Genomic DNA, 23,308 nt, shown 5'->3' with positions numbered 1-23,308 from the left:
TATCAATGGGAAAAGTAAGAAAAAAGAGGAAGTTAAATCGATAAACCGCGTTTATCAATCTAAAAGGGGAAACAGAAGGGCGTTCGCATCTATACACAGTAAAAGCCGCTTGTCCTGCGACAAACGGCTTCACATTTATTTTCTGTTTTTCAATGTCAAATAACTTTGGTAGGCGCCGTTGAAGATGCCGAAGAGAATGCCGACAATCGGAAACACAATCCAGGCGGTACCCCATGCATCAAAAACAAAGCCGGCGATAAGGTAAAACACGGTTGCCAGAGGGAACACGATACTGGCGATGACATCGGATAACTTTTCCGCACGGATTTTTTCCGGTGCGTATTCCCCGATCCCCAGCAGCTTTTGATAGGTGGAATAGAGGATGCCGTAGAAGATAAACAAGAAAACGCCAAGAGCGATAAAGCTCAACAGGAACACCACCGAGAGCAAGTTGTTTCGGCCCAAAAAGGCGATTGACAAGAGCAGGGTGATGGGGGCTAAAATACAGAGGACGACGCCTGTGGTAATGGCTTTGGCGAATTTTGATTTGAAGCGGTCGAACTCTTTCGTCACACGCACCCGGGTAGGAGGTTCCAATTGAATAATTTTTTTGTCCAGATCGAACTGTTCTTCCTTGAAGCCCACTAAAATAAACAAGGCCACGCCAATTGCAATCAAGACAAGCAAAGGGACAATCGATAAAATTTGCCTCATCGTTTCCGGCCATTCCCGGATGATAGGGAAGGTCTCGGACATCTGTTGAAACAGCAGCATCGTTGCCGGAGCCATGATGCTGAGAAACACTCCACTGGCGATGCCGGCCGCGAACCGGAGACGGTGAGACAAAAACGCGTCCGCTTCTTCGTCTGTCAGAAGCAAGGTATCTTCGTCATAAACGACGTCTTTTTCGTAACCATACTCGTCAATGATTTCATCGATGTTGCCAAATTCCGTCAATACAGTCCCGATTGCTTCATTTTCCGGCACTCCTTGGGCGGTCAATTCTGTGTATTTTTCTTCCATATTGGCGAGAATTTCTTCTTTCAATCTTTCCATGTCACTTGTGCGGGGAAGCTGGGCAAATACCGATTCAACATATTCACGAATGGTGTCCATTCTGTTTCTCCTCCTCTTTGGTAAACCGATCAATGATGTGTTTCACTTGTTCCCACTCAACCAATTTCTTCATATAAACATCCAGCCCGTCAGCTGTAATTCGGTAATACGTCCGTGGTTTACCAAAAGTTTCTGAACTGGCATAGGAAGCGATCAACCCATTTTTTTCCAATCGATTGAACGCTGAGTACAGCGTTGTCTCTTTCATGACGTATAAGCCGCCGGAAGCGTCTTTGATTGACTGTGAAATACGATACCCATACGAGTCTTCCTTGGACAAGAGAGATAAAATAAGCAGATCGTTGAACCCTCGCATCACATCGCCTGAAATCATACAGCCACCTCATTACTTCATCTGTCGTAGTAATTAAAGTATAGCAAGATTACTACGGCAGGTAAAGTAATATATCTCTGTTAAAAATTTGTTCTTTCCTTTATTATAATGCGGATCCGCCTCTAAAAGGTAGGGAAAACAATGAATTTATCCAATTCGATACGAATGATTTATGCAAAATTTACAATAAACCAAGCTGATATTTTTTGATGTAAACGGTATACTGAGCATAAAGATACAGGAGGAGGAAGAAAGATGTCTCAACGACTTGTGACCGGCGAACAAATGAAAGTGATCGACCAGTACACAATTGAGGAAGTAGGAATCCCTTCCATGGTGTTGATGGAACGGGCGGCATTGGCAGCGAGTGAGTATGTCCTGGAAAACACTTCTGCCTCCGCACGCATATTGGCAGTATGCGGAACCGGGAATAACGGAGCGGATGGCATAGCTGTAGGAAGAATGCTCTTTTTGAAGGAACGCCCGGTGGATATTTTATTGGTGGGAGACGAACAAACCGCTTCAAAAGAGACCAAGCAACAGCTGGCCATCGCCCGAAATATAGGTGTGAACGTCTTTATGGATGCGTTGAACGTTGAGTGGACGCAGTATACGGTTCTGGTGGATGCGCTGTTTGGCATCGGATTGAATCGGGAAGTGAAGGGGTCGTACAAAAGACTAATCGACCAAATCAACCGGGAGAAAGCGGAAGTGTTTTCGGTGGATATCGCATCCGGTCTATCGGGAAATACCGGGGAGGTGATGGGGGCAGCGGTACAGGCAGACCATACGGTGACATTCGGTTGGAAAAAAACGGGAATGGAAACGGAAGCCGGGAAAAGGGTGTCGGGAAAAGTGGTCATCGCAGATATCGGTTACCCGGCATTTGTACTGGAAAGAGTGACACATCAATAAATTCAGAGAAAAAGGTGACAAAATGAAAATAACAAACCGTGCACGGGAATTGTTTCAAAACATCGGCCCGACAGTGATGCGTTTTCCGCTGGCGTTCCTTTACTTTATAGCGGGGACAGGGTTAAATGCTATCGCTATCGGAGAGTCTTTTCGGGATGCGGATATCGGCCGGTTCATCACCACTTGTTACGTCGGCGCGTTGGCGGCGGTGGTTGCGCAAATCATCTATGAGCGGTTTTATTCTGCCGCGCAGAAGCGGTGGCTGCTCTACGGAGGTGCCGTGCTCTTCTCCATCTTGTATTACTTTTTGGTTGCAGCAGGCGGTCTGGAGGAATTGCCGGACATCATCCGGACGTCGTTGATTTTCTTTGCTTTATGGATCACATTTGTTTGGGTTCCTTCCATTCGCAGCCGGACAGGATTCCATCACTCATTGTTGGCGGCGCTCCGGGCGGGGTTTTTGGCCTTTTTATTCACGTTGGTCTTGATAATTGGTATTTCGTTGTTGTTGGGAGCTGTTGATACGCTGCTGTTTGAGCTTCCGCTCAACACGTACCTCCATTTCCAAAACCCTATCTATTCCTTTATCGGTCCGTTGTTGTTCTTGATCTGGACGCCGGTATACCCGGGAAAATGGTTGGAAAGCCGGCCGCGGGAAGAACAAGAGACGGAGTATGCGGAAATGGAAAAAGCCATCACGCCGCCGCGAAGCCTGGAATGGTTGATTTCATACATTGTCATCCCGTTGATTGCTGTGTTCACCGTTATTTTAATTGCGTATTTATTGTTGAATATTACCGGAGATTTTTGGACAGACAATTTATTGGAGCCGATGCTTGTCGCATACACCACGATAGGGATTCTAGTGTACTTGCTGGCCAGCACATTAGACAATGCATTTGCGAACATGTTCATCCGTTGGTACCCGAAAGTGCTGGTGCCGTTGGTTTTCTTTCAAACGATTGCTTCTTTCTTGCGGATGCGGGAAATCGGATTGACCCACGGTAGGTATTTTGTCCTTATGACAGGCATTTTCACCATTATTTCAGGTATCATTTTCATCCGCTTTTTCTCCAAAAGAAACACGTGGATTGGTGGTTTGCTGTTGGTCTTTCTCTTAATGTCCATCACGCCGCCGGTCGATGCGTTCACCGTAAGCCGGAGTTATTACGTCCACCAGTTGGAAAACGCTCTGGAGCGGAATAACATGCTGCAAAACGGCCAAATCACAGCGGCGGATGAAGCAGCGGTTTCGGATGAAGACAAAGAGACGATTACACGTTCCTACCAATACTTGAATCGAATGAATGAATTGGACCGAGTGGAGGGCATCGAAGCCAGCAGCGGAAGCAACTTTGATTTCGTGAATTTATTTGGATTTGAACCGGTGTCTCACGCTGCCGATGATGTGGACGACATCCCAGACTACAGACGCGCATCGGTGTTTGGAGTCACAGACCAAATGTTTTTCAACGTGGAAGAGTTTGACCAAGTCATGCGCTACTACTTCAATGATGAACCACGGAACGTATTGACTCCGCCGAGTGAGTTTGCAAAAGATGGGGAACGGTATACACTCAGCACGGAAGAAAGGGACGGACGTGGGGTGTTACTGGTCAGAAACAACGATACGGATGTATTGTTGGAGCTGGACCTTCAGCGAGCATTCGAAGAAGTGTTGGCAGGCGCATCCATTAACAATGACATCACTATGGAAGAAGCGACATTCAGAGAAGAAACAGAAGAAGCGGTGTTGGAAATCCACCTGCTTCAATTAAACCACTATTCCGATACTCCGGAAAAATACGATGGAGAAATCGTCATCAAAGTGGGAATCAAATAGCAAACCAAAAAACGCACGCCCGGTCATTGAACCGGCGTGCGTTTTTTGGTTTATATAGAAACGGTTTTTACATATCAAAAAGTGTATGAAAATTTCGGACATCACAGGATGTGTCATCATTTGATCCCGCAAGGCCGTGTAAGGCAAGTGATGGTCCATCGCCAATTTTACCGTGTTGACCAACTCGTGTCCCTGGTCACCAAACAGCGTGACACCCAGTATTTCTTTGGTGTCGTTGTCAATCACCGCTTTATACAGACCGCGGTCGTCGTTGATGACACCGGAACGTACGGTCTTGGCGACTGCGGCTGTATTGACGGTGACATTGTATCCTTCTTCTTTGGCTTCAGCTTCTGTTAAACCGACCCGCGCAAAGGAAGGGTCAACGAAGATGGCATAAGGCACGTTTTTCCGCTGCGCCAATGTTTTCTCGCCATTTCCTGTGACATCGTTGTAAACAATCTCAGCGTCTTTTTTTGTAATATAGGTAAATTGTTCCTGGCCTTTGACATCGCCGAGGGCATAAATCCCATTAACCGTCGTTCGCAGATGATCGTCGACCTTGATGCCGCCATTAACTTCAGGCTGGAAGTGTGCGGTTTGCGTCCGGTGACCACCAAGAGAGCATCGAATGAATACTGGTTGCCGCTGTCCGTTTCTGCAATGACTGTTTCTCCGTTTGTGCCGACAAAAATGGAGATGCTTTTTTCTTCCAACGCTTTTTTGACTTCTTCTGCCACTTCCGGTTCCTCTTTTTCCACAAATGCCTCACCCGATTCAAACACAGTCACTTTTGAACCGTATGTTGCATAAATGGAAGCAAATTCCAGACCGATGTTTCCGCCGCCGATGATGCCGAGGGTGGCCGGTAGTTGTTTTTGCTTCTGCAAAGTGATGCTGGTATGCACGTTTCGTGCGTCTTTCAGCCCATCAATCGGTGGAAATACAGGTTCAGAACCTGTACTGATGAAGATGTGATCAGCAGTCAACTCCACCGTTTCCTCACTTGTTTCGACGGTTATCCGATGGTTGTCCACAAAGGAAGCCGGTCCTGTGTAAAGAGTGATGTGTTCGTTTTCCACCATATGTTTTTCATCAGCCCGGCGTTTCTTTTCAACCACTTAGTTGCGCCGTTCCACTGCGTCGGCATAAATGCGGCCTTCTTGGGCGTCGTGTTCCAGCACTTTGGTGGGGATGCAGCCGATGTTGATGCAGGAGCCACCGTAATTGTTTGCGTCTTTTTCCACCATGGCCACTTTCCAGCCTTCGCCCGCCAATTTCAAGGACAAGGAATGCGCACCTTGTCCGTATCCGATAAATATTGCGTCATATTTCATAGCATAACTCCTTTCCATCTTTAGTTTTACCATAAGGTATTTCAATCAAAAACGCAGAGGACATGGTTGCAATGAAAAATAACGCGTGTCATGAATGTGTCGTTTGTGTCAGAAAAAGTCATCCTGTAGTGGTTCTGTAAAATAAGTCTCCGAAAAATACAAAACGAATAAGGAGAGATAACAAAACGTTGAAAAGCCTTTTTTATTAAAATGCCCGTGGTATGATAACAATCGTAATCGAAAGAAAGACAAGAATGTAGCAGGTAGACGTCACTCACTCAGTCGTATAGACATGCACAACATTATATATACAAAAAAGGAGCACACATTTTCATGAATATCAAAAAACAATTGTTTACTGCAGGTGCAACATTGGCAATGGCAGGATTTGTAGCAATGGCAAACCCAACGGAAGCTTCTGCACAAGAATACTCCGCAGCAAACTGGTCTCCACGTACAGTCACTCAAATTCAAGCGGAAATTGATGATCAAGGTGCAGACGGTTCGAAATACACTTTCCAATGGGGAGACACACTTTCCGGCGTTGCATCCGCATCCGGTATTTCAGTAAACAAATTGATGAAAATCAACGACATCAACAATGCAGATCTGATTTTCGCAGGCAACAGCATTCACTTATCCGCTGACCAATCTGTCGTGACCGTTGAGAAAAACAACGAAGTCGTCAGCTACGACGTCAGCCAAGATGAAGTGGTTGAAGTAGAAACACCAAAAGAAGTCAAAGAATCATTGAAAAAAGACAAAGCAGAAAAACCGGTTGAAAAAGAAGAGGCGCCGGCTGAAGTTGCAGAAACAAAAGCACCGGCAGCAGAAACTTCTGAAAATACACAAGCAGAAAACACCTCTGCTCAATCTGGTAAAACAATGGTCGTGGAAGCCACTGCATACTCCACAAACCAACCAAGTCTTGGAGACATCACGTACAGCGGAATCAACTTGCGTGAGAATCCAAATGTCATCGCGGTTGACCCGAATGTCATCCCACTTGGATCTAAAGTGTACATTCCAGGATACGGTACATTTGTTGCGGGCGACACAGGAAGTGCCATCAAAGGCAACCGTATCGACGTCCACATCACTGATTTGAACCAAGCAACCGCATTTGGAAGAAAAACAATGGAAATCCAAATCATTGAATAATCCATTCAATCAACACACGGACAGGCGTCGCTTGTCCGTGTGTTTTTATGGAATCTTCCACAAATGAATGGGAAAGAAAAATTCTTTGTGAAAAAGAGGCGCTGTCTCCGACAGAGAAAACGGAAAAAAGGAATTCTTTGTCGAAGAAAGGGATTCTCACTGACAAAGAATGATTAAAATATACTTCTTTGTCAGTGAGAAAAAATATTGGGGAATCGGGGCGAATTTATCCTGTAAAAGCAAAACGTTTCCGAAGAGAAGCCAGTTTTGTTATCCTTCGTATGTAAACCAATGAATCCTATTTTATATGGAGGTTTTATGAATGAAAGAGATGAAATGGGTTAAACTCGGCATAGCAACGGCGTCTTCGTTGTTGTTGGCGGCATGTGGAGGCGGAACGGAGCAGACACCGCCTGCTGAACAACCGGCTGACACAACGACTCAAGACACAACTGCTCCAGAAACCGAAGACACCACTCAAGACACGTCTCAAGAAGGCGGAACAGTTGGAAATAATCAGCCAAACACTACTCAGCAAGGCATCGACACTATGACGTTTGATACAAGTTTGGATGACGCCATTCAAACATTTAATGAAGAATTCAACAATCCCAACATCGAGTCGATTTACTTTGACGAAGAAGATGGACGTTACACGTATGACTTTGAAGGGTTCGACGACACAAACGAATACAGCATGGAAATTGACGCCCAAAGCGGTGAAGTGTTGAACCGTGAACAGGAAAGTGAAAACGACGATGACAATGATGACATCTTGAACTTGGAAGGCATTATCATGCCGGAAGAAGCGATGTCCACCGCGGTGGAAGAAGCCGGATCCGGCCATGTGGAAGAGTGGGAGCTGGATGTGGAGAACGGCACAACCATTTATGAAATAGATATGGAAGGAACGGATGGGGCATTTGATGACGATGACATTCGGGTGAATGCTCAAACCGGTGAAATCATCAACCAATAAGAACAAAGCAGAAAAAAACCGCCTCTCTTGGAGGCGGTTTTTTTGATGAAACGAACTTATCTTTTTGACGACATTTAACGATAAAATAAAGATAAGTTTTTTTCTCAGAATGTATCGAAGCGAAGTGCTATGAGTTCTGTTGGATAACGATTTTTGGTAGTGTTTACTTAGGATAATAGGTACGAGAGGAGGAGAGTTGGGATGCGGAAAGCCAAATGGTTGAAAGTAGGAATTCTTTCTCTGACCTCAGTGATGTTTCTAGCTGCCTGTGGAGACAACACAGAAACTCCGCCTGCTGATGAGCCAACTGTCGAGCAACCGGAAGAAGATCCAATGATGGATGACACAAGTGACATGCCGATGGATGAAGACACCAGCGTGAACATGCCGGGAACCAATCCTGGAGGTGGAGACGAAAACCCTGTAAACGAAGATGGTTGACGTTTGCAAAATACTATGAAATCAAAAAAGCAGCCCGGCCGTTTCTGACCGGGTTGCTTTTTTAATATACTTCAGATAAAACACTGTTTTTCTTTGAATCGATTTGCCCATTTTCCACATAGACACGTGGAACCCGTTTGCCCAGTGCGCAGTAAATTTCGTAATGGGTGGTGTGGGCGAGGGCGCCAATTTCATAAGGAGAAGGTTCGCCTTTAGTGTGGTCCCCGATGTAAATCAACTCGTCGCCTTCTTTGACATTCGGCACATCCGTGACATCGAACATGGTTTGGTCCATGCACACCCGTCCCGCGATACGCACAGGGACTCCGTTGATGGTAAGGATGGTCTCATTGGATAAAATGCGCGGCATGCCGTCTGCATATCCGATTGGAACCGTGGCGATGACCCGCTCGCTATCGGGAATGTACGTACGGCCGTAGCCGACTGACTGGCCGGCTGGAATGGTTTTGACATGTGCCACAACGCTCTTGACCTTGAGTGCCTGTTTCAACGGCAGAAGGCCTTCAAATTTTTGATCCGGCGCCAGACCCAAAATGCCCATGCCCACACGGACCATATCCAGCTTCATTTCCGGAAAGACCAATGTGGCGGCCGTGTTGCTGCAGTGCCGGATGGGGATGGTGACTCCTTGTGTTTCCAAGTGCTCAATAACATCCAAAAAGGATTGGTATTGGTGATGGGTGAACGCCGGTTCTTCCACGTTCTCTGCATCAGCAAAGTGGGTATACACTCCTTCCAGCTCGACCGAATCGGAGGAACGAAGGAGTTCTGCCACTTCCCAAGCCTCTTCTTTTGACTGAACTCCGACGCGTGACATGCCGGTATCGACTTTTAAGTGTACGAATGCTTTTTGGTTCAACCGTTCCGCAGCGTCGATGACCGCTTGTGCGATGTTTTTAGTGAATACTGTAAGTGTAATGTGATTGTTGACGGCGGCTTCGACCGCATCTTGTTCAATCGGACTCAATTGCAGAATGGGAGCGGTGATGCCGGAGCGGCGAAGCTCCAATGCTTCATCCAAAACAGCAACGGCTAAGTAATCGGCTCCCGCTTCCACGGAGGCTCGTCCCACTTGAACGGCACCATGCCCGTACCCGTCGGCTTTGATGACAGCCATCAGTTTCGTGTCCGTTCCAATCCGTTTTTTGAATAAACGTGTGTTTTCTTTTATATGATCCAGGTTGACTTCTGCCCAGGTGCTACGGTAACTTCCATAGTTCATGATTTTCCTCCTGCCTGATACATATCTTATAGCGTATGATACCACAATTTTTTTGCAGATAAAAAGAGCGGATAAATAAACGCTCAAAAGAGTGGCAAATAGTGCGTTTTTGACAAGAAATGTTCATGAAAAAAATGTTGTAAATTTCATGAAAAAGATATAAAGTAAAAAGAGTTAAATTCCTTTTTTGCAAGTTCGAAACTCGTCGATGCGCAGAAAGGGAATTTTTTCTGCCATCAAGGAGAAAAAACATGTTGTAAAAAGGAGCTTGAGTATGTGGTTTACATTTGCATTAATTAGTGTGTTGGCGTGGGGAACAGCCGATTTGTTTTATAAAAAAGGCAACCAGCCCGGAGACCCGACCAGTCATTGGAAGACGGTCATTATGGTGGGGTTGGCCATGGGACTGCACGCATTTTACGTGCTGGCGACTTCCAGTGAGCCGTATCACCCCATCAATATCATCCGCTATTTGCCGGTATCCGCGATGTACATCTTGTCTATGACCGTTGGCTACGCGGGACTGCGGTATATTGAACTGTCCATTTCGTCTCCAATTCAAAACTCTTCCGGAGCGGTTTCCGCCTTGTTGACGTTTTTGATTTTGGGGCAGACAATGACGCCGGTTCAATTTTTCGCAGTGGTGCTGATTTCAATCGGCATCATCCTGCTCGGTGTGTTCGAACGGCAATTGGCGTTGGAAGAACGGATGCTCAACAAAGAAAAAGTCGAGCGGAAATACCGTATCGGCGCATTGGCTCTGGTTCTGCCAATTTTGTATGCCGTCATCGATGCGCTCGGTACATTCCTGGACGGGTACATGCTCAATACACAGATGACCGAACAACAGGCAAATGTGTCCTATGAATTGACATTTTTCATTTGTGCCATTCTGGCTTACGTGTATGTTCGTTTTATCCGTAAAGAGAAACTGACTTTGAGAGGGCAGGCAGACAATGCGGCGGCCGCTGTTTTTGAAACGCTCGGACAGTTTTTTTACGTGTATGCGATGGCCTCCAACGCGGTGGTCGTAGCTCCGTTGATTTCCTCTTACAGCATGGTGTCCGTCGTATTGTCCCGCATTTTCTTGAAAGAGAAACTCTCTGCCAAACAATACGGTGTCATTGCGATGATTATGGTAGGGATATTCATTTTAGGATTCGAATAAACAACAAGCTTTGTTGTTGTTCGCGCAGCGCCGACAAGTAGGGAATCATGGAACCGATGGCGCTGCCGATGATAAAGTAAAGAAGCATTTGAATAAGAAGAAACCAACGATTGAACCGTTCATTGGATTTAGACTCCGCGTCTTCTTGAGTCATGGTGCGGGACAAAAGGAAATAACCCAATCCGGCGACAATGCCGATGGGAGACAACAGACCTTGTGTCAAGGCCGGGCGCAGCAGACCAAGAAGAAGACCAACGATGGCCGCAAACAATAACAAACCGCGGCGTGCCCATTTGCTTGGCATGAACCTCACTCCTTTGTGGAGAATTGGAAACAACTTAAGTGTAGCACACCGCAGAGACGCAGGCAGTTGAATAAACTTAAAAATAGAAGGAGGCCCCACTATGTGGCACTTTAAAAAATTTGACGAATTGACAACAAGAGAATTGCACAGTCTGTATATGGAACGAATGAAAGTGTTTATCGTCGAACAACAATCGCCTTTTTTGGACGCCGATGAAAATGACTTGATCAGTACGCACATTTTCAAGGTTGTAGACGGAAAAGTTGTTGCCAATGCCCGTATTTTTGAAACCGAAGAAGGGGCCATCCATATCGGAAGAATCCTTGTCCGTGAAGAATACCGGGGAAAAGGATTGTCCCGCGAACTGCTTGACACTGCATTAAATTATATCGATGAAACGTATCCGGAACATGTAATCGAAATGAACGCAGAAGTCTACATCAAAAAATTGTACGCGTCTTACGGCTTTCGTGAAGTGGCCGAACCGGAGATTCGTTCCGGCATCGCGCATGTGTGGATGAAACGTGAACCGGCGGCCGCATTGGCCCTGGCGGAGTAATCTAGTTTGACAAATAAATTTCCTTGCAGTAATCTGTAAGAGAAATGACCATTCAAATAAAGTGAGGGTAAGCCAAAAGACGATGCGCAACTAAACCTATTTCCAAAAAACAATGCAGACCGAAATACCTGCCTGTAAGAGGCTTGTTTCGTTGTGTCTGCGTGACGTTTGATGAAATGGGAGCAATGTTTGCGCAAAGTCGGTTTGCCTGTCACAAGGCTTCTTTGCCATGCGAAAGCTCCCATGTCTGGGAGCTTTTTTTGTGCTCCTGTATATGGAAGGAGACCATTGTAATGACTGTATTGGAAATAAACCAACTAAAGAAGACAATCGGCAGCCGCGAGTTGTTTCGTATGTCCCATCTGCAAGTGCAAGAAGGGCAGCGGATCGGGCTGGTCGGGAAAAACGGAGAAGGCAAGACGACGCTTCTGCGCGTATTGAATGGCGAGGAAATGCCGGACGAAGGCACCGTATCGGTCCAAGGCACTTCCGCTTTGCTCCCACAGCTGAAGCGGACGGACACCGTCAAAAGCGGGGGAGAGATCACGGCGGAATATATCACCGAAGCGATCGAGGCGCAACCCAAGCTGCTGTTGGCGGATGAACCGACGACCAATCTGGACACAAGCCATGTGGAGTGGGTGGAAAAAGAACTGAAACGATTCAATGGCGCGTTGATTGTGGTCTCCCATGACCGGCAGCTGTTGGATGCTGTTTGTGACACCATCTGGGAACTGGAAAGCGGCAATATCACGGTTTACACGGGAAATTATTCCCAATATATCGAGCAGAAACAACGGGAACGCCAGCACCAGCAGACCGAATACGAAAAATACAAACACAAAGAACGCCAGTTGACGAACGCGTTGGAACAGAAAAAACAAAAAGCCGCCAAAGCGACGAAGGCACCTAAAAAGGTCTCGCCATCGGAAGCCCGCATCACAGGATCTAAACCGTATTTCGCCAAAAAACAGAAGAAATTGAACCAAGGAGCCAAAGCCATCCAAACGCGGTTGGAAAAGTTGGAAGAAGTGAAAAAGCCAAAAGACCATGCACCGGTGAAGATGGACTTGCCGAATGAGCGGGCGTTTAAGGACAAAATCATCTTGCGGGTGGAAGGGTTGGAAGGCAAGATTGGAGACAAGCGGTTGTGGAAACCCGCGACGTTTTTTGTCAAAGGCGGTGACAAAATCAGCATCATCGGACCAAACGGCAGCGGCAAGACGACGTTGTTGAAGCGGATCCTGGAAGCAGATGAAGCAGGGGTATACCGATCCCCCGCGATGAAAATCGGGTACTTTGCTCAGAACTTGAGTGTGTTGGAGCCTGAGAAGACTATTTTGGAGAACGTATCCCAAGATTCGCATCAATCGGAAACGTTGATTCGGACAGTGTTGGCGCGTCTGCATTTTTACCAAGAAGATGTCTACAAGTCCGTATCGGTATTGAGCGGCGGGGAACGGGTGAAGGTGTCGCTGGCCAAATTGTTTGTCAGCGACAGCAACACGCTTGTACTGGACGAACCAACCAATTATTTGGATGTGTACGCTCTGGAAGCCTTGGAAGACTTGTTGAGAGAGTATGAGGGGACTGTTTTGATTGTGTCTCATGACAGACGGTTTGTGTCCGCAATTGCCACACGGATTCTTTCATTGAAAGAGGGAGAATTGACTTTATTCGACGGAGACTATGAAGCCTTTCAAACTCGTGATCAGAAAAAAGAACGCGATACAACCGAAGACCGGTTGTTGATGGTGGAAACAGCCATTGCAGACGTGTTAAGCCGGTTAAGCCTCAATCCCACAGAAGAACTCGACAAAGAATTCCAACGGCTCCTGAAAGAAAAACAAGCGCTTCAATCGAATTGATAAGAACAGAAAAAGACCGTTCGGCACATCGGCTGAACGGTCTTTTTGCTTTTGATTGAATTATAGAGTGACAGGTGCTCCTGGTCCCAACGGCAAGCCGAAGAAGTACCAAATTACCAACAGAGCGGTCCAAGAAATCAAGAACGCAATGGTGTATGGGAGCATTGTAGAAATCAATGTGCCCAAGCCGCTGTCTTTTTCGTACCGTTTCATGAACACCAAAATCATGGCGAAATAACTCATGAGCGGTGAAATAACGTTGGAAGAAGAGTCAGCGATACGGTAAGCCATTTGGGTCATTTCAGGTGAAAGCCCCAAGTTGAAGAACATTGGGACAAAGACCGGTCCCATGATGGCCCATTTCGCAGAAGCGGATCCCATAAACAAGTTGATGAAACTTGTGAACAAGATGAACGCAATGATCAAAGGAATGCCTGTAAATCCGATAGCTTCCAAGAAATCCGCACCGGCAGAAGCCAGCAGCAAGCCCAAGTTTGTGTAAGAGAAGTAATTGATGAACTGCGCTGCAAAGAAGGCCAATACAATGTAACCGCCCATAGAGCGCATGGATTCAGTCATACTTTCCACAAAGTCATGAGACGTGCGGATTTTGTTGGTTGCGCGTCCATAGAAATAACCCGGAATCGCAAACACAAGGAAAATAAAGAAAATCAATCCGCTGCTCAAAAAGCTTTGAAGCGTCATTTCTCCGGTTTCCGGATCCAAGTCACGCAGCGGTGCACTTTCTGGAATCATTAAGAACATCATCAATGCCAAGAAGAGAAGCAAGGCGATTCCAGCGTGTTTCAACCCTTTGTTTTCTTCCTCTGTCAAAGGTTCGTCGGTCGGCTTGTAAGCCCCGGTGTACTCACCCAAGTTGGGTTCAACAATTTTTTCAGTGACTAAGGTTCCGACAAGTGCCAATAAGAACGTGGACACTATGATGAAGTACCAGTTTCCTGTAACCGACACTTCGTAAGGAATCCCAACACTTGCAAGTGCCTCATTGGTGATTCCTGACAGCAATGCATCTGTCGGTCCAAAAACCAAGTTCGCAGAAAAACCAGCCGAAACCCCTGCGAAAGCAGATGCCAAACCGGCAATCGGGTGACGTCCCGCACCAGCAAATACAATGGCACCAAGCGGGATAACAACGACGTAACCAGCATCAGAAGCAATGTTTGAGATGATACCGGCAAAAACGACCACTGCCGTCAACAAACGTGCAGGAACTTTTGTGATCATTTTTTTCAAAGCAGATCCGATTAAACCAGACCACTCAGCTACCCCGACCCCGAGCATAGCGACCAGTACGGTACCCAACGGTGCAAACCCCGTAAAGTTGGATGTTGCACTGTTGAAGATGTAGAGCAACCCGTCTCCATTTAATAGAGAATTTGCTGTGGCAGTAACTTCTTCTCCGACATTTGCATCAAAATATTGAACAGAAAATCCGCTGCGGGCGACGATTTCAGAAATAAGAATGATCGCCAATGCCAAAATGACAAAAATGATAACAGGATGCGGCAACTTGTTTCCGACACGTTCAATTCCCCCAAGGAATCCCTTGTTCTTTCCTTTGGAACTATCCATGTTTCTCCTCCTAATGACAAAAAAGTTCACACCAAACAAAACAGCCGGTTATTCTACGTATACGTAGAAAACAGAAGCTGTTTTGTTTTGGTGAGTTAATTATCTTTACCTATATTACTAGAAATTTTCATAGAGTACAAATGAATTTCTCACTAATGGTCACCCAGAAATTTTGAGAAGAAAAAGAGTGTCTGTTGCTTCCGGCAACGATGACGTTTATGATGAAGAAAGCAAACCGGCATGATAGAAGAGGGGGCGTACCATGAAAAAAACGAGTTGTTCCAAACGTTCATAGCGCACCAAGATCTTGAACGAGCGGTTCAAATGAAAGCTTACATGAGAAACCAGTTTGAATTTTTGGGTATTCCTGCCGGTCCGCGCCGGAAATTAAGTGCACCGTTTTTTAAGGAAGCACGCAAAGAAAAACGGTTGATTGGGAGTTTCTGAAGGAGTGCTGGCAGAAGGCTGAACGGGAATTCCAATATGTCGGCACGGACTACCTCCATTTGAAAAAACAGTCGCTGACACCCGAGGATATTCCAGTCATCAAAGAACTGGCGCTGACCAAACCGTGGTGGGACACGATTGATTCCGTCGACAAAACGATAGGGCACATCGCCTTGTACTATCCGGAAGTCAACGAGACACTCGTGGAATGGAGTGTCTCAGACAGTATCTGGCTGCGGCGGATTGCCATCGACCACCAGCGCCTCCGCAAAGAGCAGACCGATACGGAGTTGTTGGAAAAAATCATTGAAGCCAATTTGGAAGACACGGAGTTTTCATCAACAAAGCCATCGGTTGGAGTTTGCGTGATTACAGCAAGACAGATCCGAACTGGGTGAGGGATTTTGTGAATCGTCACCGCGATCGAATGCCTCCGCTGAGCATCCGGGAAGCAAGCAAATATTTGGAGAAGAGGTGAAAAAATGGACGGAAAAAAACGAACCAACATTAAAGTCGGTGCACTGGTGGACATTGTTTTGAAAAAAGATCAACGCACTGGAAAACTGACCCGCGGCCATGTCAAACGAATTTTGACAAACAGCGCCAATCATCCTCATGGAATCAAAGTGATGCTGGAAGAAGGCGACCAAGTGGGACGTGTAAAAAACATTGTGTCAGAGACAGACCACAAGCAATAAAAATTCTTATTGGCGCAGAAAGTGTCTCTTTTTGGTATGATAAAAACAAAAAGGAGCTGCTGGGATGGAGAAGCATCGAGTATATGAAATCATTCAAATCGGCCAATTGAAAGACCGTCCGAGCCGTGCTTATGATCTTCTTGTGGCCACCGCAATTTTACTGAATTTGGGCATCGCATTGTTTGAAACGTTTGATATCTCTACTTTGATGGACGATGTGCTATTTCTTATTGAAATAGCAACGGTTCTGGTCTTTACGGTCGACTATGGGTTGAGGCTGTGGACAGCCGAGCACCGGTACCCCGGACTGGATGAGTCTGAATCGATCAGGAAATACGTTTTTTCGCTTGGCGGCATCATCGACTTTTTGTCGTTCTTTCCATTTTATCTGCCGTTTATTTTTCCGGAAGGAGTCGTCGCTTTCCGCATGTTCCGTGTTGCCCGCATTTTCCGTTTGTTCCGCGTCAACCAGTACTCTGATGCCATGAATATTGTGACAGAGGTGTTGAGCCGACGCCGGAATCAGCTGCTGTCTTCGGTTTTCATTCTCCTCATTCTAATGACAGGAGCGTCCATCTTAATGTACAACGTGGAGCATGCCGCACAACCGGACGTGTTTGCCAATGCGTTTTCAGGATTCTGGTGGGCGGCCTCCACATTGACCACCGTTGGGTACGGGGATATTTACCCATTGACGCTGGCCGGAAAGATATTAGGAGTCATCATCACCTTTTTGGGTGTGGGAATTGTAGCAATTCCAACTGGGATCATTTCAGCAGGATTCGTGGAACATTTAAACGAAGAAGACGGCTCTTCATCCCAAAAGACCTTTGAGTATTGTCCTTATTGCGGGGAAAAACTGCCTCATGACGGTCACTGAAAACTGAGAGCCCACATCCATCTTTTCAGAATGGAATTGCGTTAAATAAAAGAAGGCAAGGAGGCACCATATGTCAGGAAAAAAATATAGCCGCCCGCATCAAGTCAGAAGTTACGAATGCGACCAAACGCAAAAAATGACGCTCCCCATGCTCCTCAACATCCTGATGGAAGTGTCCGGCGAGCAGTCGCATCTGCTTGAACGCGGAGAAGAAGACATGATGAAACGAGGGTTGGGTTGGATTATCCTCCAATACACGATGGACATCAAGCGCATGCCACGCATGGGAGAGACCGTCGAAGTGGAAACCCAGGCCGTACAGTATAATAAAATTTTTACATACCGCCATTTCACTGTGTATGATAAAAAAGGAGAAGCTTTGGTGAAGGTGCAAACGACCTTTGCCGCCATTGATTTGGAGAAACGCAAGATGGCACGAATCACGGAAGACCTAATCGCCCCTTATGAAGCGCCGTTCGAGAAACGGTTGGTGCGTGTTGCGAAACCGGAGCCAGTCGATGACGACCACGCTCATACCACGCCGTATCGGGTGCGTTTCTTTGACATCGACAGCAACCGCCATGTCAACAATTCAAGGTATGTGGATTGGTCTCTGGATGCATTGGGACAGGACTTTTTAACCACTCATGAAATGACCCATGCGAACATTAAATTCGATAAAGAAGTTCTCTACGGCCAAATGATTGACAGTGTCTGCAGTGTGAGAGAAGAACACGGTACAGTCGTTACTTCCCACCGTATTCAACGAGAAGGCACCACCCACTGTGCAGCGCATTTTTATTGGAAAAAAATGGAGGAATAAAAGACGATGGTCACCATCGCAGATATCGCAAAACAAGCCGGTGTGGCAAAAAGCACAGTCTCCCGTTATTTGAATGGAGGATCGGTCAGTGAAAAAACACGAAGAAAAATCCAACAAATCATCGAAGAAACCGGGTATGAACCCAATACATTCGCACGCAGCTTAAAGGCTCACAACACGAATATGATCGGCGTCATCATCCCGCGTTTGAGCTCTTCTTCATCCAGCGAAGTGTTGACTGGAATCGACCACGCGGCGAGAAAAATGGGTTATCAGCTCATCATCACGAACGCCGATTTGAAGCCTCAACGAGAAATTGAAAACATTTATACACTCGCCAAACAAAAAGTTGCCGGCATCATTTTTATGGCGAGGGAAATTTCAACTGAACACCAAAAGGCAATCGAATCCATTGAAATCCCGGTATTGGTGCTGGGGCAGGAAGTGGAAGGCATTCACACCATCGTCCACGCTGACTACAAAGCTGGGTATTCGATGGGAGAATATGCGTTGAAAGCAGGACACCGCTCCTTCTTGTACTTCGGCGTGCCGGAAGAAGACAAATCCGTTGGGATGGACCGCAAGCAGGGATTTCTAGATGCGGTATCTCAAGAAAAGGTGTCGGTAGAGGTAGTGGAAACGAGTTTTTCCATGGAAAAGGCCTACCGAGATGTCTTGCGAGTGTTGCCGAAGTTGAAAGCCACTTATGTCGCCTGCGCCACAGATATGATGGCGATGGCGGTGTTGAAGGCAGCGAAGGAAATCGGGTTTTCCATTCCTGAATCATTCTCCCTTTCAGGATTTGGCGGATACGACACAGTCGCCTATTTGTCCCCTTCTTTGACCACAGTTGTGTACCCGTTTCAACAACTCGGAGAACTGGCGGTCAGCCACATTGATAAATTGCTTAAAGGACAGCCGGTCCCTGAACATACGGAGATGGAGAATGAACTCTCTGTGCGGGAATCGACTAGAACAATGAAATAGCTGAAGCCACTCTCGAACTTCCTGCCCATTGAGCAGGAAGTTTTTTGTTTTAAAACGATTGCATTCGTGTGACAACCACTGGACAATTAATTCGTTTTCATATACACTCAAAGCAAGGGTAGAACCGGTTCCAAAAAATGGAACCTCAACATACATTATGGAGGGATTATGATGGCTGACAACAAAGAAATTGCATCGCAGTTGATCGACGCAATCGGCGGCAGAGAGAATATCCAATCTGTCGCACACTGCGCCACCCGTTTGAGAGTCATGGTGAATGACAAAGACAAAATTGATAACGAGCAAGTGGAGAACATCGATAAAGTCAAAGGCGCATTCTACAACTCTGGACAGTATCAAGTCATTTTTGGAACCGGAACGGTAAACAAAATTTACAGCGAAGTGGTCGGACTCGGAGCGCAGGAAAGTTCCAAGGGCGAAATGAAAGAAGAAGCCAAAAAGCAAGGAACGGCTTTCCAACGTGCCATCCGCACGTTTGGGGATGTATTCGTTCCAATCATTCCAGTGCTGGTCGCAACCGGGTTATTCATGGGACTGCGTGGCTTGCTGACACAGCCGGAAATTCTTGCTATATTTGGATTGACGCCTGAAAGCATCAATGCCAACTTCCTTCTTTACACAGAAGTACTGACCGATACGGCGTTCGCTTTCTTACCAGCATTGGTGGCCTGGTCGGCATTCCGTGTGTTCGGAGGCTCACCGGTAATCGGGATTGTACTGGGATTGATGCTGGTAAACCCGGCACTTCCAAACGCTTATGCAGTAGCCTCGGGAGACGCTACGCCACTAACCATGTTCGGAATCATTCCGGTGGTCGGATACCAAGGAACCGTGCTTCCAGCGTTCATTGCCGGATTTGTCGGAGCGAAATTTGAACGCTTTATCCGCAAGTATGTTCCAGAAACGTTGGATTTATTATTGACGCCATTTTTGACTCTTTTGGTGATGAGTATCCTGGCCTTGTTCGTCATTGGACCGATTTTCCACTCGCTTGAAGAAGTCATCTTGGATGTCGTGATTTGGTTGTTGGGGCTGCCGTTGGGAATCGCAGGATTGGTAATCGGTGGGTTGAACCAACTGCTGGTCATCACCGGTGTCCACCACATTTTCAACTTCTTGGAAATCCAATTGTTGGCAAACACTGGGGTGAACCCGTATAACGCCATTATCACTCACAGTGTGGCGGCTCAAGGTGGAGCGACACTTGCAGTGGCAGTGAAAACCAACTCGAAAAAACTGAAAGCACTGGCTTTTCCATCCGCGCTCTCCGCTTTCTTGGGCATCACAGAGCCGGCTATCTTCGGGGTGAACCTACGTTACTTCAAACCGTTCCTCTTCGGACTGGTCGGTGGAGCTGCCGGTGGATTTGTGGCAGACTTGCTTAATATGGAAGCCACCGGGATGGCAGTGACGGTAATCCCGGGCGCTCTCTTGTACTTGAACCAACAAATCATTTGGTACGTCATCACACATGTCATCTCTATCGGCACAGCTTTCGCCTTGACGTATTTCTTCGGGTACTCAGACAAGATGCGCAAAGAATTGGAAACCGAATAGAAAGGACGGCGTATGACACGGCAAATGCACACACACAATGTTGATGTAACTTATCATATCCGGCCGCCTCATGGATTGTTGAATGATCCCAACGGCTTGATTTATTTCAATGGATTGTACCATGTGTTTTTCCAGTGGAATCAAAAAGGCACCACCCACAAAAACAAAAGCTGGGGACATGCGGTGTCCGAGGATTTGACGAGCTGGCGGTATTTGCCGCCTGCTCTCGAACCAACGGCTTGGTTTGACAAAGACGGCTGTTACTCCGGAAGTGCGGTGGAAGCAGACGGTCGCATGTATTTGTTTTACACAGGAAATGTCCGCGGTGAAAACGGGGAGCGAGAAAGCTACCAATGTCTGGCGGTATCGGAAGACGGGGAAACTTTTGAGAAAAAAGGACCGTTGTTCGAACAGCCTGCCGGGTATACCGCGCACATCCGTGACCCGAAAGTATGGAAAGAAGACGACACTTGGTGGATGCTGCTGGGAGCCCAAACGGAGACACTGGAAGGGACCGCCATCTTGTATCGATCCGACAATCTGTTGGACTGGACGTATGCAGGGGAACTGATGGAACGTACGGAGCCGTTCGGCTATATGTGGGAATGCCCGGACTTGCTTCGCTTGGACGAACGGGATGTGTTTGTCTTTTCCCCGCAAGGATTGGAACCGGAAGGAGATTTTTACCAGAATATTTTCCAAACCGGTTACTTGTCGGGCACCTTCACAAAGAAAGGGACCTTCCAATCGGATGCTTACGGGTTCAAAGAACTGGACCGCGGGTTTGAATTTTATGCGCCGCAGTCCTTCGTGGACAACCAAGGTAGAACCCTCTTATTCGGCTGGATGGGTGCGATGGAACCAGAAGTGGAACAAGCGGTTCCGACCATCCAAGACGGGTGGGTCCACCATCTATCTTTGCCGCGTGAAATCAGCTGGGAGAATGAGCGGTTGATTCAACGCCCGGCGGAAGAACTGAAACAGCTGCGGAAAGAAGCGGTCCCGCTCACGGAAGTTCTTGATCAATCAGGAAAAGCATCCCTACCGTCGCTGCAGAGCGAACTGGTGCTGGAATGGCAGGAAGCGGACAATTTCGAATTGACGCTCCGCGGAGAAGTCACCCTCTTCTTTAATAAAGAGAAGCAGCGGGTGACGGTGGAACGGACCAATTGGCTGACCAAAGAAAGTGAAACAAGAAGCGTGGCCTTGAACGAGGCGCTTACGGATATGCGAATTTTCTTGGAAGCTTCATCTTTGGAGCTGTTCATAAACGGCGGCCGAGAAGTGTTCTCATTGCGCTATTTCACCGAAACAGAAAACTCAGAACTGACATGGAAGAGCACGCGTCCTGTTCAAGCGACCGCCTATCCACTAGACACAGCAACCAGCCTGCGCTTTTAAGCGGCTGGTTGTTTTTCTTTTCTATAGAAGCGATTAAGAGTGAATGAAACAAATAGAGAACACACTGTTGCATTTGTCTAACAACTCGATGTCAGTCTTAAGACGTATTCTATCCTAATGCCCGAAGATGGTATACTGACAAGGAAGATAAAGCCGATTGAAGAGGAGTTAGACGAATGAACAAATGGTTTAGTAAGATGGTAAAAACAACCATTGCAGCTTCAACGCTGGGGATGGCAGCAGTCGGAACGGCTGAATCCGTTGACGCACAAATTAACACATCTGTCGTGGATGAGGCTTGGGGAAAGCCGACGTTTGTTTACGGCGGCGGACTTTCAGAAGCGCAAATCAGTGAAACTGCGGACTTGTTCGGCATTGATGATCGTGCAAATGTGGAAGAGATGCCGGCGACCGGCGAAGACTTGCAAACGTACTTAGGATACGGTTCAGGCAGCACCTCAAGCATGATTTCATCTGTGTTGGTTCAGCGTGAAGGCGAAGGAGAAGGCGTGGAAGTGATGGTTGAAACGCCTGAGAACATCACCAAAATCACCGAAGAACAGTACATGAACGCGGCCATCACAGCTGGAGTGGAAGACGCGACCATCATGGTTGGGAGCATCCGGCCGGTGACCGGCGAAAGCGCGTTGACAGGTGTGTACAAAGCCTTTGATGCAAATGGAGAAACATTGGAGAAGGAACGCATGGAAGTCGCACAGCAAGAATTGGAAACGACCAGCGACATTTCGGAAGAGCTGGATGAAGAACAATCCGTACAGCTGGATCAAGCGATGGTGGATATCAAACGCGAACTGGCGGAATTAAAAGAGCAGGTCGGCGAACTGGCCACCAGAGAAGACATCGAACGCATCATCAATGAGGCGTTGGAGAAAAACAGTCTGCAAAACATTGTGTCCCAAGAACAAGTGAATCAGCTGGTCATTTTGTTTGAAAATTACCAGCAAACAAGTGCCATCGACTCCCAAGCGGTGAAAGCCCAGCTGGAGAATTTGGCAGGCGACTTGCAAGACCGTCTGGGAGCGGCTTGGCAGTCAGCGGAAGAAAGCGGCCTGACTGACCGGATTGCGCAGTTCTTTTCAGAATTGTGGCAAACCTTGGTTGGTTTGTTCAACTAAACATGTAAGCCACCAAAAAAACAGTCTGCAGTTTGATCTGCAGACTGTTTTTGTGTTCATTCTTCTGTTCCGAATTGTTCTTCAAACATGCGGTTGCGTTCTTCAAAGCTGATTTCGCGGTGTACTTGGTGCAAGAGCCATTGGTAACCGAAAGGATCGAGGAAGATGGCGTTCGATACACCCATTTCCGGAATTTCTGTTATTCCCACGATTTCCTTGCAGCCTAAGCGGATGGCTTTGGAATACGTTTCTTTAATGTCAGGTACGATTACATTAAACCACATCGTCACCGGATGCTCCGGCTTCGGTGCGACCATTTGGTAATCGGGATTTTCATCCAGCATATGAATCCGCATGCCGTGCAACGTGAAAATCGCTTCGTTGGTGCCGGGCGCGAAATTCGTCACTTCCACCCGTTCAGTTTCAAAGATTTCTTCATACAACTCCAGTGCTTTCAAACTGTCTTTTACAACCATATTCATTTCTACTCCAACCAT

21 protein-coding genes and 3 pseudogenes are annotated in these 23,308 nt (G+C 46.9%); 16 read left to right on the top strand and 8 right to left on the bottom strand.

Annotated elements, in window-relative coordinates; all coding sequences use genetic code 11:
• Positions 1-135 precede the first annotated feature (135 nt).
• Together G470_RS0100790 and G470_RS0100785 are read right to left on the bottom strand one after the other, a co-directional pair.
• Positions 136-1,116: a permease prefix domain 1-containing protein gene (locus G470_RS0100790; protein ID WP_028273165.1), complete on the bottom strand. Its 981-nt coding sequence runs from the start codon at positions 1,114-1,116 to the stop codon at positions 136-138.
• Complete coding sequence (locus G470_RS0100785; RefSeq protein WP_028273164.1) at positions 1,100-1,450, bottom strand: PadR family transcriptional regulator; 351 nt, start codon at positions 1,448-1,450, stop codon at positions 1,100-1,102. The genes G470_RS0100790 and G470_RS0100785 overlap by 17 nt, the downstream gene beginning before the upstream one ends.
• Positions 1,451-1,705: 255 nt before the next feature.
• On the opposite strand from G470_RS0100785, the gene G470_RS0100780 reads away from it, so the two are divergent.
• A complete protein-coding gene (locus G470_RS0100780; RefSeq protein WP_028273163.1) occupies positions 1,706-2,365 on the top strand; it encodes an NAD(P)H-hydrate epimerase in 660 nt (219 codons plus the stop codon).
• A gap of 22 nt (positions 2,366-2,387) precedes the next feature.
• The gene (locus tag G470_RS0100775) at positions 2,388-4,208 is read left to right on the top strand and encodes a DUF4153 domain-containing protein (RefSeq protein ID WP_028273162.1); all 1,821 of its coding nucleotides are present in this window, start codon (positions 2,388-2,390) and stop codon (positions 4,206-4,208) included.
• Here the strand turns inward: G470_RS0100775 and G470_RS14775 are convergent.
• Positions 4,140-4,631 (bottom strand): hypothetical protein, encoded by a 492-nt coding sequence (locus G470_RS14775; RefSeq protein ID WP_240470616.1) that lies wholly within the window; start codon positions 4,629-4,631, stop codon positions 4,140-4,142. The two genes, G470_RS0100775 and G470_RS14775, sit on opposite strands and share 69 nt — an antisense overlap.
• Positions 4,565-5,545 (bottom strand): annotated as a pseudogene (locus G470_RS14770) (FAD-dependent oxidoreductase). The gene G470_RS14775 and the pseudogene G470_RS14770 overlap by 67 nt, the downstream one beginning before the upstream one ends.
• A 333-nt stretch (positions 5,546-5,878) precedes the next feature.
• Here G470_RS14770 and G470_RS0100765 point away from each other — a divergent pair.
• The 3 genes from G470_RS0100765 to G470_RS0100750 all read left to right on the top strand — a co-directional run bounded on the left by G470_RS0100765 (position 5,879) and on the right by G470_RS0100750 (position 8,126).
• A complete protein-coding gene (locus G470_RS0100765) occupies positions 5,879-6,706 on the top strand; it encodes a 3D domain-containing protein (RefSeq protein WP_035444789.1) in 828 nt (275 codons plus the stop codon).
• A 322-nt stretch (positions 6,707-7,028) separates the two neighbouring features.
• Complete coding sequence (locus G470_RS0100755) at positions 7,029-7,685, top strand: PepSY domain-containing protein (protein WP_028273160.1); 657 nt, start codon at positions 7,029-7,031, stop codon at positions 7,683-7,685.
• A 201-nt stretch (positions 7,686-7,886) separates the two neighbouring features.
• Positions 7,887-8,126 carry a hypothetical protein gene (locus G470_RS0100750; RefSeq protein WP_028273159.1) on the top strand — a complete coding sequence of 80 codons (240 nt, stop codon included), beginning with the start codon at positions 7,887-7,889 and terminating at the stop codon, positions 8,124-8,126.
• Between the two features lie 61 nt (positions 8,127-8,187).
• Here the strand turns inward: G470_RS0100750 and alr are convergent, their stop codons facing one another.
• Positions 8,188-9,369, bottom strand: coding sequence for an alanine racemase (gene alr / locus G470_RS0100745; RefSeq protein ID WP_028273158.1), 1,182 nt, complete (start codon positions 9,367-9,369; stop codon positions 8,188-8,190).
• Positions 9,370-9,643: 274 nt separating this feature from the next.
• On the opposite strand from alr, the gene G470_RS0100740 reads away from it, so the two are divergent.
• Positions 9,644-10,537, top strand: a complete 894-nt coding sequence (locus G470_RS0100740; RefSeq protein WP_028273157.1) for an EamA family transporter — start codon at positions 9,644-9,646, stop codon at positions 10,535-10,537.
• On the opposite strand, the gene G470_RS0100735 is transcribed toward G470_RS0100740, so the two are convergent.
• The gene (locus tag G470_RS0100735) at positions 10,518-10,841 is read right to left on the bottom strand and encodes a hypothetical protein (RefSeq protein ID WP_028273156.1); all 324 of its coding nucleotides are present in this window, start codon (positions 10,839-10,841) and stop codon (positions 10,518-10,520) included. The genes G470_RS0100740 and G470_RS0100735 overlap by 20 nt on opposite strands.
• 100 nt (positions 10,842-10,941) lie before the next feature.
• Here G470_RS0100735 and G470_RS0100730 point away from each other — a divergent pair, with 100 nt between their 5' ends.
• Together G470_RS0100730 and G470_RS0100725 are read left to right on the top strand one after the other, a co-directional pair.
• Positions 10,942-11,400 (top strand): GNAT family N-acetyltransferase, encoded by a 459-nt coding sequence (locus G470_RS0100730; RefSeq protein WP_028273155.1) that lies wholly within the window; start codon positions 10,942-10,944, stop codon positions 11,398-11,400.
• 293 nt (positions 11,401-11,693) lie between these two features.
• On the top strand, positions 11,694-13,268 hold the full coding sequence (locus G470_RS0100725) for a Vga family ABC-F type ribosomal protection protein (protein ID WP_028273154.1): 1,575 nt from the start codon (positions 11,694-11,696) through the stop codon (positions 13,266-13,268).
• Between the two features lie 60 nt (positions 13,269-13,328).
• Here the strand turns inward: G470_RS0100725 and G470_RS0100720 are convergent, their stop codons facing one another.
• The gene (locus tag G470_RS0100720) at positions 13,329-14,861 is read right to left on the bottom strand and encodes an AbgT family transporter (protein ID WP_028273153.1); all 1,533 of its coding nucleotides are present in this window, start codon (positions 14,859-14,861) and stop codon (positions 13,329-13,331) included.
• A gap of 240 nt (positions 14,862-15,101) precedes the next feature.
• Here G470_RS0100720 and G470_RS12245 point away from each other — a divergent pair.
• The 8 genes and pseudogenes from G470_RS12245 to G470_RS0100680 all read left to right on the top strand — a co-directional run bounded on the left by G470_RS12245 (position 15,102) and on the right by G470_RS0100680 (position 22,811).
• Positions 15,102-15,786, top strand: a pseudogene (locus G470_RS12245) (DNA alkylation repair protein).
• Between the two features lie 4 nt (positions 15,787-15,790).
• Positions 15,791-16,006, top strand: coding sequence for a YwbE family protein (locus G470_RS0100710; protein WP_028273152.1), 216 nt, complete (start codon positions 15,791-15,793; stop codon positions 16,004-16,006).
• 64 nt (positions 16,007-16,070) lie between these two features.
• Positions 16,071-16,886, top strand: a complete 816-nt coding sequence (locus G470_RS0100705; RefSeq protein WP_028273151.1) for an ion transporter — start codon at positions 16,071-16,073, stop codon at positions 16,884-16,886.
• Between the two features lie 70 nt (positions 16,887-16,956).
• Positions 16,957-17,709 carry an acyl-[acyl-carrier-protein] thioesterase gene (locus G470_RS14630; protein WP_035444786.1) on the top strand — a complete coding sequence of 251 codons (753 nt, stop codon included), beginning with the start codon at positions 16,957-16,959 and terminating at the stop codon, positions 17,707-17,709.
• Between the two features lie 6 nt (positions 17,710-17,715).
• Positions 17,716-18,696, top strand: a complete 981-nt coding sequence (locus tag G470_RS14625; protein ID WP_028273150.1) for a LacI family DNA-binding transcriptional regulator — start codon at positions 17,716-17,718, stop codon at positions 18,694-18,696.
• Positions 18,697-18,867: 171 nt separating this feature from the next.
• A pseudogene (locus G470_RS0100690) lies at positions 18,868-20,247 on the top strand (sucrose-specific PTS transporter subunit IIBC); the annotation flags it as partial.
• A 39-nt stretch (positions 20,248-20,286) separates the two neighbouring features.
• Complete coding sequence (locus tag G470_RS0100685) at positions 20,287-21,675, top strand: glycoside hydrolase family 32 protein (protein ID WP_028273148.1); 1,389 nt, start codon at positions 20,287-20,289, stop codon at positions 21,673-21,675.
• 176 nt (positions 21,676-21,851) lie between these two features.
• Positions 21,852-22,811 (top strand): DUF1002 domain-containing protein, encoded by a 960-nt coding sequence (locus G470_RS0100680; RefSeq protein ID WP_028273147.1) that lies wholly within the window; start codon positions 21,852-21,854, stop codon positions 22,809-22,811.
• 56 nt (positions 22,812-22,867) lie between these two features.
• On the opposite strand, the gene G470_RS0100675 is transcribed toward G470_RS0100680, so the two are convergent.
• Positions 22,868-23,308, bottom strand: a complete 441-nt coding sequence (locus tag G470_RS0100675) for a VOC family protein (RefSeq protein WP_028273146.1) — start codon at positions 23,306-23,308, stop codon at positions 22,868-22,870.

Source organism: Atopococcus tabaci DSM 17538 (assembly GCF_000429585.1).
Lineage (GTDB): Bacteria > Bacillota > Bacilli > Lactobacillales > Carnobacteriaceae_A > Atopococcus > Atopococcus tabaci.
This window is presented reverse-complemented; position numbering and strand designations above follow the sequence as displayed.